Below are 16,031 nucleotides of genomic sequence, written 5' to 3'. Positions count from 1 at the left end.
CCCCTCTTGTGTATACTTATGTGTGTATAGCAATCCGGTAAATAGTCAAGAAAGACTCTAAAGCATATTGCTATGAACAGAATTTAAAATATATTGCTATGAAAAGGTGCACTTACGGCCCAACACAGAGAGCTTAAAAAAACACTTCACACTTTGGAGGTAAGCAATGATTAAGCATAGACCAACAATGCTGATGATCCTCGACGGATACGGCATCCGCGAGGAATCGCACGGCAACGCAATTGCTGCCGCTAACAAGCCTAACCTTGACAGGCTTTTCGCCAAATACCCTTTCATCACCCTTGAAGCCAGCGGTGAATACGTCGGACTTCCCGACGGGCAGATTGGCAACTCCGAGGTTGGACACACCAACATAGGTGCCGGAAATGTGGTGCTGCAGGATCTGCCTCGCATCAACAAGTCGATCAGCACCGGCGAATTCTACACCAACAAGGTGCTGCTCGAGGCTATGGAAAATGCAGCTTCCGGCTACACTCTCCACATAATGGGTCTCTGCTCTGACGGTGGAGTTCACAGCAAGCTCGAGCATCTATATGCAGTCCTCGAGATGGCAAAGCGCTCAAAAGTAAAAAACGTCGTTATCCACTGCTATCTCGACGGACGTGACGTACCGCCTCGCAGTGCGATGACATATCTCGGTGCACTGGAGGATAAATGCAATGAGCTCGGTGTCGGACGAATAGGCATCATCTCAGGCAGATTCTATGCTATGGATAGAGATAAGCGTTGGGAGAGGCTCGAGTCGGCATACGACGCGCTCACTCTCTCCGAAGGTGTACATGCATCCGGCGCAGCCGAGGCCATCCGGCTTTCATACGGCAAGAACGAGTCGGATGAATTTGTGCGCCCGACAGTCGTGGATGCCACCCCTGTCCGGGACGGTGACTCCGTCGTGTTCATTAACTACAGGCCTGACCGTGCACGCGAGATAACCCGGGCACTCGTGGATCCTGATTTTGACGGATTTGACAGAAAGAAGCTCCCACAGAATCTCACATACGTCTGCATGACCGAGTACGACGTGTCTATGCCGAATGTCAAGGTCGCGTTCCCGCCGGAGGTAGTAGAGCCAACGCTGGGAGGCGTAGTATCGGCCACAGGCCTGACACAGCTCCGCATAGCGGAGACCGAAAAGTATGCGCATGTGACATTCTTCTTCAACGGAGGCGTTGAAGCTCCGGTCGCAGGTGAAGACAGGATACTCGTGCCGTCACCTAAGGTCACAACCTACGATCTGCAGCCGGAGATGAGTGCGCCAATCCTGACCGAGAAAGTGCTCGATGCAATCGACTCGGATAAGTATGACCTGATAATCCTGAATTTTGCAAACCCGGACATGGTAGGACACACCGGAGTATTTGACGCTGCAGTCAGTGCTATTGAGACGCTCGACGGACTAGTGCAGCAAATCGCAGAAAGGGTACTGTCCAAGGATGGTCAGATACTGCTCACTGCAGATCACGGAAACGCAGACTACATGCTGGATGACAACGACAATGTGGTGACCAAGCACTCGCTGTCTCCTGTGCCGCTCTGCCATATTGCAAATGAGCCAAGGCCATTCAATGTATCTCACGGCAAGCTGGCGGATATAGCTCCGACGCTGCTGACCCTGATGGGGCTGGATGTGCCTCAGGAGATGAAGGGCGAGGTGCTGGTGTAATAGAGGTTATGCGCGCGCCTTCGCGTTACATGTTTACAGCAACTATTTCTCCAGCTCCTTCCTCAGCTTCCGGAGCTTCCTGGCACAGTGTATCGCCAGCTTATCCTCTGCATCCGAAAATATCTCCTTGTCGCGCGCATCCGATATATCGCAGGTGCTCTTGCAGAAGTAATTCCAACCCATACACGAGCACACATATTCCCAGCCATAGTCCTCGTACATCTGAATATAATCGGCCGCCGCACGTCGGTTATGGTATTCGATCCGGTATACGCTCTCCTCAGGCTCACATGCCTCGAACACGAAGAAGCAAGGCGGCACGACCTTTACCAATCTCCATCCTCTCCTGTGCTGCTGTTCCAGCCACTGTTGCTCTTCAATGTAGTCTGCTATTGTAAAGACTCTTACTTTTGTCGTCCTTTTACCCATGATATTCTCCTCCAAGGCTGTTTAAGTATAATCTCTTGATCCTCTTCAGCTCCAGGCTCAGTATCTCCCGGCCCAGGTCTGTGCTTTCGTGAATCTTGCGCTTACTCTCCTCGTTCACGAATCGTATCAGGCCATCTTTCTCCATCTTAGACAATGTACCGTACATCGTTCCCGGACCTATGCTCACCTCCCCGTCCGTCATGGAATTAACCTCCTGATTAATCCCATACCCATGCTGTGGGCTCTGCAGGCAGTACAATATATAAAACGCCGTCTCTGACATAGGCATGTACACCCTCTTAAGCTTTGAGTCCATGTATTCCTCCTTACATCAAATTTCGATATATCGATCCTCGATGCATATCATATATCGCACTTCGATATATTTGTCAAATAAAAAAGGAACTGCATTTCTGCAGTTCCGACGTTAATAAAATTAATATTAAACTTATCCGCCTCGTCATTTCTTGAACCTCTTCTGAGCATTGGCAATAATTACTATGCCAATCAACAGTCCCGCAAAAATAGAAGTCAAAACCCCCACAACAGATTCCAAATACATGAATCCCCCAGATAACAAGCTCCCCAGACCAATTACATACAAACCCTTTGAAATAAGCTTTGCATACTTAGGCATATCCTTCTCTTTTATATTTCTAACATGATAATCATGTATCAAGTTCGTATGCCCTTTACCGATTTGAAATGCCAGATAAAAAATAACACCGGCAATTATCGTCACAATTAATATACCCGGATACATGCTTCACCCCTACTTGCGTTTCATGATGGTTACTCGAAGAACTTCACCCTCTTGCTTATATCCTCTTTCTCCTTAGGATCCGGCTCAGCCACGATTCCGCCAAACGGCATCTCCGCCACCAACTTCCAGCTCTCCGGCACGCCGAACATCTCGCACACGAGCTTGTCAATCACCAGGTTATAATGCTGGAGATTAGCTCCAATCCCGAGCTTCCTGAGCGCACTCCAAACGCTGATCTGCAGCATGCCGTTTGCATGATTGGCCCAAGTCGGGAAATTCTCGGCATATAGCGGAAATTTACCCTGCATATTCTCCACGACAGCCTCGTCATAGAAATACAGCACAGTACCGGCCGCCACCTTAAATCCGTCAATCTTATCCCTCGGCACCTTGCCGCCAAAAGTCTCATAAATGCCGTCCCACAGCTCATCCTGCTTGCTGCCGAACGCCACCACAACCCGCGCGCTCTTCATATTGAACGCGTCCGGGACGAGCTCCGTAACCTCTTCGATCAGCTGTTGCACAACATCCTTGCCGACAGGCAGCTGCTTATCCAGCCGGTAATAGCTCCGCCTCAACTTGAGTTCCTTGTAAATATCCATATCTGACTCCTCCAATCGATCATGTCTCGGTTTTCATAGATCAGTTGACACTATCCATCTCTTAATCAGTCTCAAATCCTACGACTTTATTGTACTCGAACTTCCCCTACGAACTGTCTCGATAGTCCTTGATTGATGACAGTCACTGGAAACTTACATTGATTATGCTGCAAGATATCAAAAAAGTTTCATTTGTTTGCAGAAACATATCAACCGATTCTGTACCCACATGCTCGTCCAAAAATACACTTGCTTTCGACCTGGATAACAAAGTTAATACGCAATCTCCGTGACGGCTCCTCTCCTATGATACATCTTCAACGCTTCTGTTCGTTGTTAACTTGAATACATATGTCTACCCATTTTAGAATCTTAATATGTGTCCATGTTTTTATCCTCACGCCTTTTTTTAATTATCCTCCGCAATTACTTAAAAGAAGAACAATGCTCACTTTACGTTTCCTTTAATACCGACTGTCAATATAATTTATTATGAAACTTTAATAATTAACCCTCAAACCCTTTGAAATACAAGGATATTTGCAAGAGAACAAGTTGAATTTACTACCAATTTACTACTTTTGAGGAAAAAGCCTTGATGTGCTGTAAAAACTCTTGCAGATAAAAGTATTTTACACAGATACAAAAGATATATTGTAGAGATCAAAATTAAATAGGAAATCGTAAAAGCGGTGATCTTCTGCTTCTGTAAAGGAAGCATAAGGACACCGCTTTTTTCATGCCCATGTTACGAAGTAGAGGCATATACAGGCTTGAAATACAAGGCTTTTTGAGGGCGATTTTGACAAAGCAAAGGGAATATACCTTTTCTTTCAAAATCGCCCTTTAACTGCGTAACAAATAAAAATGAAAGGAGCAGAGATCATGGCAGTTTTCAGAGTAGAGAAAAACAAGGGCTATACCGTCATGAGCAATCACCACCTGCGAAACAAGGAACTGACCTTAAAGGCAAAGGGCTTGCTTTCTCAAATGCTTTCACTTCCGGAAAACTGGGACTATGTCCTTTCAGTCTTTTCTATCACAGAAAAATTAATGCTCAGTTTTCAAGTATTTTTTTTATACGTTCTTGTTCTTTTCTAGCAACCTGCATTTTACGTTTATTAGCCAATATCATTATCAGTTTGTTAACACGTCGACAACGTGGAACTATTGCATCTATAATTCCTAATAAAATAAATCCTAATAAAATAAATGAACGGTAGTTATTATTACTCTCTTTCCATTGAGTATATATTGATATTATGCCCACAATAAACACAATTGCAAAAAATATCCAAATGATAATTTTTAATATTTTTGCTGTAATCTCCCTGACACGCTCTACTTTTTCATTTGATTCTATTCGTATTTTTCTCGCTCTTTCTTCTAGCTGCTGTTTTAATTTTTTGTTTTCATCGTTCAACTGCGAACTATAATGCTATCGAGATATATCTTCTAAATCTGCAAGTTGTATATTTGAAATATTTTCAGGGTTTGCGTCTATAAGTTCCATTAATTTCTCTTTTTCAGTATATATTAACTGCCTATAAGCTGCTGCACGTTCTTCGGTTACAGTAGGCTCATTTTTAAATTGCTCAATTTTCTTAATGAATTCAGTACGAATTTGTTCTGTAGGTTCTAATGATATGCGTGCGCTTTCAATTAATTTTAATGTTGGAAAATCAGAAAATCTTTTTGGATTTTTTAACCACAAAAGCGATGTTAACTCCAAATCACTTATTAATAGTGGTACTGAACTAGAAGTATTGTTAATAAATTCTTGGGTAGCATAAACCAAGCTATGATTTGTAGTTACAAACAATGCCTTGCATTTTTCTATTTTTTTAAATGTTTTGCCTTGACGTAGTATATGTATTGCAGATATAGATTCAACATCATTACTTATTGCCATATCATTTTTATAAAATACTTTTTTAGATAGATGTTCTTTTAGCTCAGTTTCCCCTATAGCCTTTTGGAAATCACTTTCAACAATAGTGCCAGAGCCATCACTACTTAGAGTGGGAGTATCAACTATTTCTATAGATCTTTCTTTGAAATAGTCTTCTAAATTACGCAATACCCGTTCTACATCACTTGCTGAATATCTAAGTTTATCAAAATATTCTATTGTTTGTCCGTGTCTGTTTGATGAGTTTAAGATGTTATATTTATATGCTTCAATAATTTTATAAACTTCGTCATAATTATGCCTAAAACATTTGATAGATATATTATTATTAAATAATATCTTAACTAATTGGGAGGCAACGGTATTTTGTTCATCGCTTTTGAACGCAAATATGCACAATAAAAGTGTTGTATCAACATAAACACATACATCTTTAAATTTTTCATTATATGTTACATCTACATATCCATATATTACACGAGAAAGCAATAATCCTTTAACAATATTTTCAATATAAGAAAATACAACTGTTTTTTTATGGTATTCGGCAATAATAAATTGTGCTATATGATAATATATTGTATTTTCACGAGCTGAAATTTCCTGAAGTTTTTCAATCTTTTCATATACAAAATATCCTTTAGTTTCAAGAAATTCTATAAAGTGATTTTTAATTTCTTTCTCGCTAAAATCTTTTTTTAAAAAGCGTTCTTTTTGCTGATTTAAATATTCTGTCAATGCTTTGATAACTTCATCAGTATTTTTTTGAGCCTGCTGTAACTGTAAGTCGATAGTACTACATTTTTCGCTTAAATCTATTTTTAAAAAAAATCCTAGATTTTTGCGTTCAAGAATATTTCTTTTTGATAGTCTCCTAAATGCTTTCTGTAGCACAGAATGGGGCATATCATAAAATCCCAAATTAGTAGAAAGGTATGTAGCAATAGAGGTAATATCAACACGATTACCTACAGAAAAATTTTTCCCTATCGAATATATAACAAAAGGTAGTATTAATTCTAAATTATCCTTTTTTTCTTGCTCCCATATTGCCGCCAACATTGCGGTACTTGTTAATGCATTTTGATTATCCATATAAACATCCTTTCGTGATAATTATAACATGCTATATGCTAAATTTTAAAAACTAAGTATATGTATGAAATAGGTATATAGTTTAAATTGTGTTTCGCTATCTGATTGATGTTGACTCCGATTTTTTGAAGCTCTTCCGTCATTTTCTTTATATCGCTGTGATCGACCTGAATGATATATCCGTCTATCGCCATTTTCCGAAGGTACGCTTCCATATTTCTTGTAGGCACCTGTTTCATTTTTTCTTCAATCAAGCTGCGTTCTTCTTCCGTCACACGAAATTTAATCTGCACATTTCTTTTTCTGTTATTCATAGGTGAATTTCCTTTCCATTTTCATAGAGGGTTTGGGACACTTCCCAAGGGTCTGCCCCAACAGGCTTTAGCCTGCAAGGGTACAAGCAAAATCTCTAACGCTGGAACTGCGGAAAATAGAGATTTTTTACGGAAAGGGTACCCCTTTCCTATGCTTGCTATTCCACTTATCCCTTAATCTCTACAACAACGGAAATTCACTTTTTGCCAAAGATTGCAAAGAAAAACGCTGCAATTTATATAACAGCAACGTTTATTTTGTAAGATCTGTTCAATTAGTATTTGAAACATTAGATGTCTGTTTCTTCGTCTTTTTATCTCTTTTGTTTAGGCGATATCTACCCATTATCATTGGTTACTCATATCATAAAATAACCTAATCACTTATTTATTATCATCTGCATTTTTTCCCTGTATTCGGTAGGCTTCATTCCTGTATGCTGTCTAAACATATCAGACAGACTGCTTATATGTTTATAACCGACCATTTCGGCAATTTGAGATACCGGAAGTACTGTATCTCTAAGGAGATGTTCAGCATGTGTAATACGACGTGTAACAATATATTGCTGAATGCTCATCCGATATACATCCTTGAATATATATTTCAGCTTAGCTTGGCTCATGCATGCAATTTGTGCAAGAAAATCGATCCTGATATCCGCGGCATAATGGTCGTTAATATAATTAGCCACAGATACAACGGCATCCAAATCATCATCGGGTATTAAAAATCTATGTCTAATATGTTCTTTATTCCGTTTTTTTGCTTTTTCAAGAATTATGGAAAGCGCTTCATTCACTTTGCTTTCATAAAACAACTTTGCAGATATACCGTCACCCATATAGCTTTTAATTTGGTTGAAAACCGTGACCAGTTCAGGAAAATCGGGATAGCCGTCTATCTGTGCGAATGCTTCTGAAGGATTTTCATAAAGGTCCGGGTATTGTTCGCTTAAATATTTCTTATAGTATTCCGGCATAAAGGTAATGCTTACACTGTCTATAGGAATTTTTTTGTGAAGTATCATACGATATTCACTCTTTTTCCCTACATATGCCTGGATTGCTCCGGATGTCAAACGGCGGTATGGTGTCAGTATTTCGCCGGAAACAGAGTAAAAATAACCGACGCAAATATATTCCGGCTGTTCAAAAGCGCAACAGGTATCTTCGTAGTGAATCTGATTCATAATGGTGATAGTCACGTATGGGTTACATTGATATACCCAGCAGTGTCCCTTTCCAAGCTCAGGATTCATTTTATAAAATTTGCCGTTCGGATTAAACCCGGGCACGGGTTCACACGGAATAACGCCTCTGTCCGCAAAAATATCCTTGTACATTTTTTCTAATTGCCCGCTCATAAAGTTATATTTTCTCCATTCGATAAATAGTTTATGCTAATAGCTAATTATTGTCATCTTTCATTGACGCTAAAGATATGAATAAGTAATATAAAAAATAGGTTAGATTCGACTAACTTAATTATATATTAGGCAAAATAAGTTTGCAAGATTTTTGCGTGAGGAGGTAAAAATGAAAATCGAAGAATATCTTTCCGCTATGAAAAAAAGATGCTCCCGCAGAAAGTATACAAATAAACCTATTGATTCCAAGTATGTGAAACAGCTTGAAGATATCATTGCTTTGTTCAACAAAGAATCCGGACTTAATATAAAATTAGTCATTGGAAGCGGAGCGGAACTTTTTAACGGATTCCGAAAAAGCTATGGTTTATTTGTAGGTGTTCAGAACTACATTGCTATGATTGGCAACAAAGATCTTCCTGACCGTATGGAGAAAGTGGGTCGTTATGGTGAAAAAATAATTCTTGAAGCGACCGCAATGGGATTATCTAGTTGTTGGGTAGGAACCAGTTATGACAAAAAAGCAGCGACGACATTGTGTAGAGTGAACGACACATTAGACTGTGTGATAGCAATCGGATATTCAGATGAAAAACATTCACTTAAAGAACGAATGATGGAATATGGTATGAACAGGCAGAGTAAAGCTAAGGAAGCTTTAATAGAAACAGAAGCGCCTTTGCCGGAGTGGTTTAACCATGGTATGGATGCCGTTTATCTTGCCCCTACTGCAAGAAATTTACGCCCCTTTGTATTCAAATATAAAGATGGACAGGTAACTGCTTCCATTACAGTACCGACAGAAACTGCGATGATTGATCTTGGAATTGCTAAATTACATTTTGAATTAGGAGCAGGGGGTGGAAGCTGGGAGTATGGAAACGGCAGTCATTATTGTTTTGATGATAAACGGAAGGAAAGTGATAAGCAATGAAAGTCGTTTTTATTGTATTTAGTCCATCAGGACATACACTTATTGCGGCACAAAAATTCATGCATTTGCTTGAAAATAATGGAATTTCCTGTCATATGATCAATATCACAAAAAACGATAAGTATATTCAGGACTTCATAATTACAAAAACACTGGTTAATGATCTTGGAGAACATCATTTGTTAATTCCCTGTGCTCCGGTATATGCCGGACATTGTGAGCAAAATATGCTCAGGACAATACGGGCACTTCCTCGGGAAAAGGAAAAACAGATTCCTGCGATTCCACTTGTGACCTATGGGGGAGTGCACAGCAGTGTTGCACTGGAAGAAATGGGTAAAGCGCTTAATGGCAGAGGATATATTCCGATTATGGGCATTAAGATTGCTGCGGAGCATACTTTGACAGCAACTTTCAAAAAACGGATCAATCCAAATCTGCCGGGAAAAGTTGAGGATCAAATCCTTGCAGAAGCGGCAAAAATAACAGAAAAGGTTGTAAATGACAAGATAGCTGTGGTCAATGTAAGAAAGAAATTTGCATATGCACCGTTTATGAAACGCATTATGTTTCGCATTTTCAGCCAAGAAAAAATTCATGGAAAATATAAGAAAGTTACAATCAATACAGAAAAATGCATTGGTTGTAAACGATGTGTTGCAGCTTGTCCTGTCAATATGTTTGCATATATTGATAACACCATACAAATGGTTCGTGAACCTAAGCATTGTATTTTATGTGCCGAGTGTTATCATCAATGTCCTGTAAAAGCCGTTATACATCCATATATTGAAGTTGCACGAAAGAGACTTTCGAATGGTTTTGCAGAGCTTGAAAACCCACAATCTGAAATTTATCGATAAAACTGATATTCACTAAACATAAAATGGAAAAATTATGCCATAAGCAATTATAAATTAAAGAAAGGATAAATTACTATGATTAACAAAGCAAATATTTATGAACAACTTACAGCACTACCGTATCTCACCGCTTATCAGCAACTGATACAGGGTGCCATCGAATTAGATGTCTTTTCTAATTTAGAAAAGCCTATTACCACAAAAGAGCTATCTAAAAAAATGAACTGGAATGAAGGCAACACCTTCAATCTTTTGAAAGGTTTGTACAGTCTTGGTTATCTTGAGCGAAAAGGAGATACATTTTGTAATATGCCGGAAACTTCAAAATATCTTGTTAAGGGGAAGCCTGCATATATGGGAAGTATGTTAGCATTTTTCTGCAATAATCAAGGAATGAGCCTTGGAAACGTAGCACAGCAAGTGAAAGAAGGTCCTAAACCGCAGGAACAGACACAGCAGTCTATGGATTTTGCATCTTATGGCGATGCGATGCGTGATGCTCAATCAGGGATACGTCAATATGAACTGTTAGAAATTCTTCGATTCCTTCCTGAGTATAAATCTATTCACAAAATATTGGATTTGGGCTGCGGTGCAGGTTGTCTTGGAATTGCAGTTATACAGGACGTAAGCAATCGTACGGGCGTTCTTTTTGACAGACCGGATATGCAGCCACTTATCGAAGAAAGTGTGGCGCTTTCCGATATGCAAGACAGCGTTTCAGTCAAAACCGGAGACTTTATAAACGATGATATTGGCAGCGGATATGATCTAATCATCTGCTCATCCATTATGTTATTCGCCATTGCAGGCGGTGCAAATTTCTTTGCAAAGTTAAAAAAAGCATTAAATCCCGGTGGTGTAGTTGTATGCTTAAATGAAGGAATTGAACCGGATTATTCCGGACCATGGGACATGATTTTAGGCTATATGGCATTTAATTTACAAGGAATGCCTATGGGTGTAATAAAAGGTCAGATTGCTGATGCAGCAAAAGCCGGAGGGTTTCATTCTGTAGAAAATCACAGCGTGCTTCTCAGTACCGGAATGCATGATATCAATATTTTGAGAATTGAATAAAAGATTGAATTTGTGATTTTTATGAAGAGTTTTTTAAGAAGCAAGAGCAAGCCGCCGGTTTCATTTTATGAATGAAAAAGCGGAAGTTCAAATTAGGTCATAGCTTACGAAAAGCGGCGGTATCAAAGGAGGTATCGTCGTGTTCATTCTTCGTTATCTTAAAATCTTGTTAAAAGGGATATACTCTATTTCCGGGTTTCCGTGTCTTTACGGATGACCACTTAAATCATATCCATATCTTTTCATGTCCAATCCCGGCTGCCCTGTGCAGTCGGGATTTTTTGTGCCTGCAAAAACTTTTTTCTAAAAATATTCGCTTTTCTTTGGCAGTTTTCAACTCTCCGTTGTTGAGGGTTTACGAAAGGGGAAATTCTACCCGCTTTCGCGGCTGCGAAAGGAGGTGAATACCATGAATGAACCTGAAAGAACCGAATGGCAAATACGCTGTGCATTTAACGGATTCTGCAAGCGGACATTGAAGAATGAAAGTATCAATGCCCATAAGGATATTAGGAAGCGGCAGGCACACGAAATTAGTTTTTCCGACCTGACCCCGAAAGAGGAAAACCAGCTTTATACCTGTGAAGATTTCTTTGCAGAAGATAAAGAAGAACAAACCTTTTTCGCAGGCGGAAAGGAATTGAGTGCAAATCTTATCGCTGACGCAATCCACAGCTTGCCGGAAGAAAAAAGAAGAGCCGTTCTACTCTACTACTTCTTTGATATGAGCGATGCGGAAATAGCAGCGCTTTATCAGATTCCAAGAAGCACGGTGCAGTATCGGAGAACCAGCTCATTTGAGCTGCTAAAACGCTATTTGGAGGAACACGCTTATGACTACCCAGACTGGTAAAACAACCGACGATGAACGCGGCTTGTTGCCTTATCCGGTAATCATAGCCGCAACCAAGGGAGAGCCGCAGGCAATGAATATTGTCTGCCAGCATTACGCAGGCTATATCGCACACCTTTCTATGAGAAAACTCCGTGATGAACGGGGAAACACCTATTACGGCATAGACGAGGATATACGAGATCGCCTTCGTTCAAAGCTGATGCAGGCTGTCCTGATGTTCAAGGTTTAAGACTGTAACGATCTGCGTTCCCCTTTCCGCAGATAAGACAGATTTTCTTACACCTGTTCTTTGACAAATATACCCGCAAGATAACGGCGGCGTATCATAGGGCAAACCGGACACTTTCCTTTTGTGCCTTAGCTGTGCGGAGAATACGCCATGACACTTTCCTAACCGGAAGCCGAGCGAGAAACATTTTGCCGTAAAGCAAGCGTAGCACCTTGCAAGCCATGACGGCACAAAATACATAATGATACTCCCTTACAGCCACAGTCCGAGCGTTAAAAGCGTCGCAGGCAATGGGTAGGGCTGGATGAGATCCATGCAGGGGTGAAATTCCCGTGAGGCTAAAGCTTACAGCCGTCCGGTAGTGCCTTTCTTAAAAATATAAATATCAGAACTTTTACGATACCTATTTTGAGAAAGGGGGCGATGAGATGAATCAAATTGATGTGCCTATCTGGGAGAAATATACCCTTACCATAGAAGAAGCAGCAAAGTATTTTCGCATCGGAGAAAATAAGCTGCGAAAGTTGGCGGAAGAAAACCCTAACGCAAATTGGGTGATATTAAACGGCAACCGTATTCAGATCAAGCGCAAGCTGTTTGAAAAAATGATCGATACGGTTGACACAATCTAATGGAGATCGAGCCTTGACGATGGTATAATAGATATAGCATATCAAGGCTCTTTCCGTCTTGGAAAGGAGCATAAAATGTCAGAAAAAAGACGGGACAGCAAAAACCGAGTTTTGCGGTCAGGTGAGAGCCAGAGAAAAGACGGGAGATATGCTTACAAATATACAGATACTTTTGGAAAGCCGCAGTTTGTGTACGCGTGGAAATTAGTTCCTACGGATAAGACACCGAAAGGCAAGCGTGAGGATAAATCCCTGCGTGAAAAAGTCAAGGAGATACAAAAAGACCTTGATGACGGGATTGACCCTGTGGGAAAGAAAATGACCGTATGCCAGCTTTACGAAAAACACATACGAAATCATGCAAATGTAAGACATGGTACAAAGCAAGGTCGAAAGCAGCTTATGAGAATACTTGAGGAAGATACGATCGGAGCCTGCAGCATTGAGAATGTAAAAATGTCTGATGCAAAGGAATGGGCTTTACGAATGAAAGAAAAAGGCTATTCTTTCAAAACTATCAGCAACCATAAGCGTTCTCTAAAGGCAGCTTTTTATTCTGCCATTCAGGATGACTGTATCAGGAAAAATCCCTTTGACTTTCATATCAACACAGTTATTGAGGATGACACCGAGCCGAAGGTTCCTCTTTCGCCTGCACAAGAAGAAAGTTTACTTTCCTTTGTGAAAAGCGATAAGGTCTATCATAAGTATTATGACGAGCTTATCATTCTGCTTGGAACAGGACTTCGTATTTCAGAGTTTTGCGGATTGACGGAGAGCGATATTGATTTTGAGAATCGTACAATCAATGTGGATCATCAGCTTCAATACTCCGGTAAAAAATCGTACCGCATTGAAACTCCGAAAACGGAAAACGGCATTCGGAAAATTCCAATGAGCGACCGAGTTCTTGAGGCCTTGCAGAGAGTTGTGCAAAGCCGAAGAAAAAGTAGTTTCGAGGTTGACGGCTACACAGGCTTTCTTTTTCTCACAAGGAACAGAACACCACAGGCTTGTATCAACTATGATGCTATGTTTCGCAGACTTGTAGAAAAGTATAACAAAAATCATGAGGAAGCTTTGCCGGCGGTAACAACGCCCCATACCCTGCGACACACGTTCTGCACCAACATGGCAAATGCGGGAATGAATCCGAAAGCCTTACAGTATCTTATGGGACACGCCAACATTACCATGACCCTGAACTATTACGCACACGCCACCTTTGACAGCGCACAGGCGGAATTTTTCAGACTGGCGGCTTAAAGGAAAAGAGAGATTTTACTACTTCTTTACTACCTTTCAAAGCGAAAACACAAGCGGATTTAAGAAAATATGTGAGTATCTCCCGATAGATAAAATGCCGGCAATGCCTGTAAAGACAGGCTATATCGGCATATAAGAAGTTTTGAGAAGATAGTTAAAAATCGTATTAGAGTTTTCCTGAAATCATATTTTATTTATTTTCTTCAGTTCACTTAATCTTATCATACTCTTTTTTTAATAACTTACAGCCTGTCAAATCTTCATTATTATAACTCTCAAGATGCTTGATGTTTATTTTATACTGGGTTGGAAATTCATGAAATTCTCGTGCCATTCTTTGAATTCCCATTGGACACAAACATGCTGGAGAAGCCCTATCTTCGCCCAATGCAGGGATAGTCTCATCAAAGAGTTTCTCCTCTACTGAAACTCCAAACATTTTTTCGACTGCATCATTTGTTAGTTGTATAAAATATGGTATTCTAACCACTTTATAACCGTTCTTCTCGTAAAATTCCACTCTTTCTGAATCACTAATTATTTGATGAGGAGTCTTGTAATGGTCAACACCATCAAACTCTATTATCAACTTTAAGGTTGCACTTCGCCAATCTGGACGTTTCAAACTCCGTTTACCAGATTTTTCTACTATACCAGTAGTTTCATCATGCACCCAATCACTAGTGCTAGGGAATATAACTTTTAGATATTCATCCAACCCTGTTCTACATAGACCAGTTCTCTTGTCAATTCCAGCTTTTAATGCAGCCTCTTGCGATTCCCTTAAAAATCCCCACTTATTACTATATGTTGGCATTTGTATATCTCCTCTGTAATTTTTATCAAAAATTTAATTAGTGTATGCACAACAAGTCATTGTTAGAAAGTTAGATCTAAAATGAGGCCAACGTACGTACCTTGAAATATTGATAGCAAAACTCGCACAAAGAAAAGCCCGGTGAAGCGATCAACATTCATAGCGATAATAGACAGTACGATAGAACTCTCCGTTGTGGATTCAAGCCTCGTCGTAAGCAGTCCGAGCCCGAATCTTCTTTTGGCAAGACTGAAGGCTCTTTCTACTTCAATGCGATCCACAGCATCCTCGTACTCAATCTTCTTGTCAGCCTTCGGATCTTTCTTCGGTCTGACAAGTGCAGGCCCGGAAAGACGTATGCCATGTAGCTTGAAATAAGCCGTATTGTCACGAGTCCTGTAGATCTTATCTGCCAAGACTCGCTTCGGGTAATAACCATTTCGTTTGAAGTATTGCTCTATGGCACCGATGAGCACTTCACTCTCGTTGTATGTTTCGAAGGATAGCTTTTCTATCCTTGCAAAGCCGTTGTCTATGCTGAGATCGAGCTTTGCTCCAAACTCCGTCGGTTCTTTGGCTTTTCCTCTCACGATTGGTCTGACGTAAGGCTGGCTGATGCTTACTATCCTGTCCGGTACCTTATGAGTGTTATTGCAGTACATGTACTCCTGCTGCTCATAGACTTTGCGAACAACTATGAGTCGCTCAAGCTGTTTTGGCTTGAGTTCTATGCCCTGAGCAAGGAGTTCATCGATATACCTGAGATCCCTGCGGATATATTGCAGCTGCTTCTTGCTCACCTTTCTGATCCTTTTGCCGGTGCGCCTTTTGCACTTGGCTGGAGCGAGATAGTCACCTCTTGCCACTTCTCTGTACATTCTTGGTTTCTTTAGGTTGTACGAAAAGCATATCTCATCAATCATGTACTCAAGATTTTCCCTAGTCTGGTTCAGCAGGTTTATGTCCTGTGGGAACTCAATGTTCTGTGGTGCACATGTGGCGTCAATGATCATTGTACCGGAATTGCTATCTGATGAAGTCTCTTCAGTACATCCCTCTGAAGGTGACCCGTTTGGATCATTGTCATCATCCGCAGTATTGTACTCAAGGATCATGTCATTGATGTCTCCAAGGATTTCGGGCGTCAACCTTTTACGGAACTCGACCAGTAGTGATGGAACAAAT

The 16,031-nt window shown here is 40.5% G+C and carries 18 protein-coding genes; 8 read left to right on the top strand and 10 right to left on the bottom strand.

Annotated elements, in window-relative coordinates:
• The first annotated feature begins 166 nt into the window (after positions 1 to 166).
• Positions 167 to 1,684, top strand: coding sequence for a 2,3-bisphosphoglycerate-independent phosphoglycerate mutase (gene gpmI / locus HMPREF0581_RS07045; protein ID WP_036381792.1), 1,518 nt, complete (start codon positions 167 to 169; stop codon positions 1,682 to 1,684).
• Between the two features lie 42 nt (positions 1,685 to 1,726).
• Here gpmI and HMPREF0581_RS07040 read toward each other — a convergent pair whose 3' ends face one another.
• The 8 genes from HMPREF0581_RS07040 to HMPREF0581_RS07005 form a co-directional block, all read right to left on the bottom strand.
• The gene (locus HMPREF0581_RS07040) at positions 1,727 to 2,113 is read right to left on the bottom strand and encodes a DUF2812 domain-containing protein (protein ID WP_009644571.1); all 387 of its coding nucleotides are present in this window, start codon (positions 2,111 to 2,113) and stop codon (positions 1,727 to 1,729) included.
• A complete protein-coding gene (locus HMPREF0581_RS07035) occupies positions 2,106 to 2,429 on the bottom strand; it encodes a PadR family transcriptional regulator (RefSeq protein WP_036381789.1) in 324 nt (107 codons plus the stop codon). Before HMPREF0581_RS07035 ends, HMPREF0581_RS07040 begins: the two co-directional genes overlap by 8 nt.
• 144 nt (positions 2,430 to 2,573) lie before the next feature.
• A complete protein-coding gene (locus HMPREF0581_RS07030) occupies positions 2,574 to 2,876 on the bottom strand; it encodes a hypothetical protein (protein WP_009644581.1) in 303 nt (100 codons plus the stop codon).
• A gap of 29 nt (positions 2,877 to 2,905) precedes the next feature.
• Positions 2,906 to 3,478: a nitroreductase family protein gene (locus tag HMPREF0581_RS07025; protein ID WP_036381786.1), complete on the bottom strand. Its 573-nt coding sequence runs from the start codon at positions 3,476 to 3,478 to the stop codon at positions 2,906 to 2,908.
• A 1,057-nt stretch (positions 3,479 to 4,535) separates the two neighbouring features.
• Positions 4,536 to 4,901, bottom strand: coding sequence for a hypothetical protein (locus HMPREF0581_RS07020; RefSeq protein WP_009644500.1), 366 nt, complete (start codon positions 4,899 to 4,901; stop codon positions 4,536 to 4,538).
• Positions 4,902 to 4,916: 15 nt separating this feature from the next.
• Positions 4,917 to 6,485, bottom strand: a complete 1,569-nt coding sequence (locus HMPREF0581_RS07015) for a hypothetical protein (RefSeq protein ID WP_036381783.1) — start codon at positions 6,483 to 6,485, stop codon at positions 4,917 to 4,919.
• A 38-nt stretch (positions 6,486 to 6,523) separates the two neighbouring features.
• Positions 6,524 to 6,799, bottom strand: a complete 276-nt coding sequence (locus HMPREF0581_RS07010; RefSeq protein ID WP_009644485.1) for a plasmid mobilization protein — start codon at positions 6,797 to 6,799, stop codon at positions 6,524 to 6,526.
• 380 nt (positions 6,800 to 7,179) lie between these two features.
• Positions 7,180 to 7,992, bottom strand: a complete 813-nt coding sequence (locus HMPREF0581_RS07005; protein ID WP_242835204.1) for a helix-turn-helix domain-containing protein — start codon at positions 7,990 to 7,992, stop codon at positions 7,180 to 7,182.
• Positions 7,993 to 8,338: 346 nt separating this feature from the next.
• On the opposite strand from HMPREF0581_RS07005, the gene HMPREF0581_RS07000 reads away from it, so the two are divergent.
• The 7 genes from HMPREF0581_RS07000 (at position 8,339) to HMPREF0581_RS06970 (ending at position 14,029) form a co-directional block, all read left to right on the top strand.
• Positions 8,339 to 9,103, top strand: a complete 765-nt coding sequence (locus tag HMPREF0581_RS07000; RefSeq protein ID WP_009644587.1) for a nitroreductase family protein — start codon at positions 8,339 to 8,341, stop codon at positions 9,101 to 9,103.
• Entirely contained in the window at positions 9,100 to 9,966 is an 867-nt protein-coding gene (locus HMPREF0581_RS06995; RefSeq protein ID WP_036381780.1) for a 4Fe-4S dicluster domain-containing protein, read from the top strand. The genes HMPREF0581_RS07000 and HMPREF0581_RS06995 overlap by 4 nt, the downstream gene beginning before the upstream one ends.
• A gap of 75 nt (positions 9,967 to 10,041) precedes the next feature.
• Complete coding sequence (locus HMPREF0581_RS06990) at positions 10,042 to 11,046, top strand: SAM-dependent methyltransferase (RefSeq protein WP_009644557.1); 1,005 nt, start codon at positions 10,042 to 10,044, stop codon at positions 11,044 to 11,046.
• A gap of 409 nt (positions 11,047 to 11,455) precedes the next feature.
• Positions 11,456 to 11,899: an RNA polymerase sigma factor gene (locus tag HMPREF0581_RS06985; protein WP_009644575.1), complete on the top strand. Its 444-nt coding sequence runs from the start codon at positions 11,456 to 11,458 to the stop codon at positions 11,897 to 11,899.
• Positions 11,880 to 12,131: a helix-turn-helix domain-containing protein gene (locus HMPREF0581_RS06980; protein WP_036381777.1), complete on the top strand. Its 252-nt coding sequence runs from the start codon at positions 11,880 to 11,882 to the stop codon at positions 12,129 to 12,131. Before HMPREF0581_RS06985 ends, HMPREF0581_RS06980 begins: the two co-directional genes overlap by 20 nt.
• A gap of 428 nt (positions 12,132 to 12,559) precedes the next feature.
• Positions 12,560 to 12,763, top strand: a complete 204-nt coding sequence (locus HMPREF0581_RS06975) for an excisionase (protein WP_036381774.1) — start codon at positions 12,560 to 12,562, stop codon at positions 12,761 to 12,763.
• Positions 12,764 to 12,838: 75 nt separating this feature from the next.
• On the top strand, positions 12,839 to 14,029 hold the full coding sequence (locus HMPREF0581_RS06970) for a site-specific integrase (protein WP_036381771.1): 1,191 nt from the start codon (positions 12,839 to 12,841) through the stop codon (positions 14,027 to 14,029).
• Between the two features lie 208 nt (positions 14,030 to 14,237).
• Here HMPREF0581_RS06970 and HMPREF0581_RS06965 read toward each other — a convergent pair whose 3' ends face one another.
• Positions 14,238 to 14,846 (bottom strand): DUF559 domain-containing protein, encoded by a 609-nt coding sequence (locus tag HMPREF0581_RS06965; RefSeq protein ID WP_009643720.1) that lies wholly within the window; start codon positions 14,844 to 14,846, stop codon positions 14,238 to 14,240.
• A 62-nt stretch (positions 14,847 to 14,908) separates the two neighbouring features.
• Positions 14,909 to 16,031 (bottom strand): IS5 family transposase (locus HMPREF0581_RS06960; protein WP_036381767.1); only part of this gene is annotated, 1,123 nt, incomplete at its 5' end.

It is taken from the genome of Mogibacterium timidum ATCC 33093, assembly GCF_000525775.1.
Classification (GTDB): domain Bacteria; phylum Bacillota; class Clostridia; order Peptostreptococcales; family Anaerovoracaceae; genus Mogibacterium; species Mogibacterium timidum.
Note: the sequence above shows the minus strand (reverse complement) of the source record. Positions and strands in the feature narration are given on the sequence as shown.

Bases quoted from the DNA above. Each gene is read 5' to 3' on its own strand.
- HMPREF0581_RS06995 (WP_036381780.1), top strand. From the start codon at position 9,100: ATGAAAGTCGTTTTTATTGTATTTAGTCCATCAGGACATACACTTATT.
- HMPREF0581_RS07030 (WP_009644581.1), bottom strand. From the start codon at position 2,876: ATGTATCCGGGTATATTAATTGTGACGATAATTGCCGGTGTTATTTTT.
- gpmI (WP_036381792.1), top strand. From the start codon at position 167: ATGATTAAGCATAGACCAACAATGCTGATGATCCTCGACGGATACGGC.
- HMPREF0581_RS07005 (WP_242835204.1), bottom strand. From the start codon at position 7,992: ATGAATCAGATTCACTACGAAGATACCTGTTGCGCTTTTGAACAGCCG.
- HMPREF0581_RS06965 (WP_009643720.1), bottom strand. From the start codon at position 14,846: ATGCCAACATATAGTAATAAGTGGGGATTTTTAAGGGAATCGCAAGAG.
- HMPREF0581_RS06970 (WP_036381771.1), top strand. From the start codon at position 12,839: ATGTCAGAAAAAAGACGGGACAGCAAAAACCGAGTTTTGCGGTCAGGT.
- HMPREF0581_RS06980 (WP_036381777.1), top strand. From the start codon at position 11,880: ATGACTACCCAGACTGGTAAAACAACCGACGATGAACGCGGCTTGTTG.
- HMPREF0581_RS07015 (WP_036381783.1), bottom strand. From the start codon at position 6,485: ATGGATAATCAAAATGCATTAACAAGTACCGCAATGTTGGCGGCAATA.
- HMPREF0581_RS06990 (WP_009644557.1), top strand. From the start codon at position 10,042: ATGATTAACAAAGCAAATATTTATGAACAACTTACAGCACTACCGTAT.
- HMPREF0581_RS06975 (WP_036381774.1), top strand. From the start codon at position 12,560: ATGAATCAAATTGATGTGCCTATCTGGGAGAAATATACCCTTACCATA.
- HMPREF0581_RS07025 (WP_036381786.1), bottom strand. From the start codon at position 3,478: ATGGATATTTACAAGGAACTCAAGTTGAGGCGGAGCTATTACCGGCTG.
- HMPREF0581_RS07000 (WP_009644587.1), top strand. From the start codon at position 8,339: ATGAAAATCGAAGAATATCTTTCCGCTATGAAAAAAAGATGCTCCCGC.
- HMPREF0581_RS07010 (WP_009644485.1), bottom strand. From the start codon at position 6,799: ATGAATAACAGAAAAAGAAATGTGCAGATTAAATTTCGTGTGACGGAA.
- HMPREF0581_RS07035 (WP_036381789.1), bottom strand. From the start codon at position 2,429: ATGGACTCAAAGCTTAAGAGGGTGTACATGCCTATGTCAGAGACGGCG.
- HMPREF0581_RS07040 (WP_009644571.1), bottom strand. From the start codon at position 2,113: ATGGGTAAAAGGACGACAAAAGTAAGAGTCTTTACAATAGCAGACTAC.
- HMPREF0581_RS06985 (WP_009644575.1), top strand. From the start codon at position 11,456: ATGAATGAACCTGAAAGAACCGAATGGCAAATACGCTGTGCATTTAAC.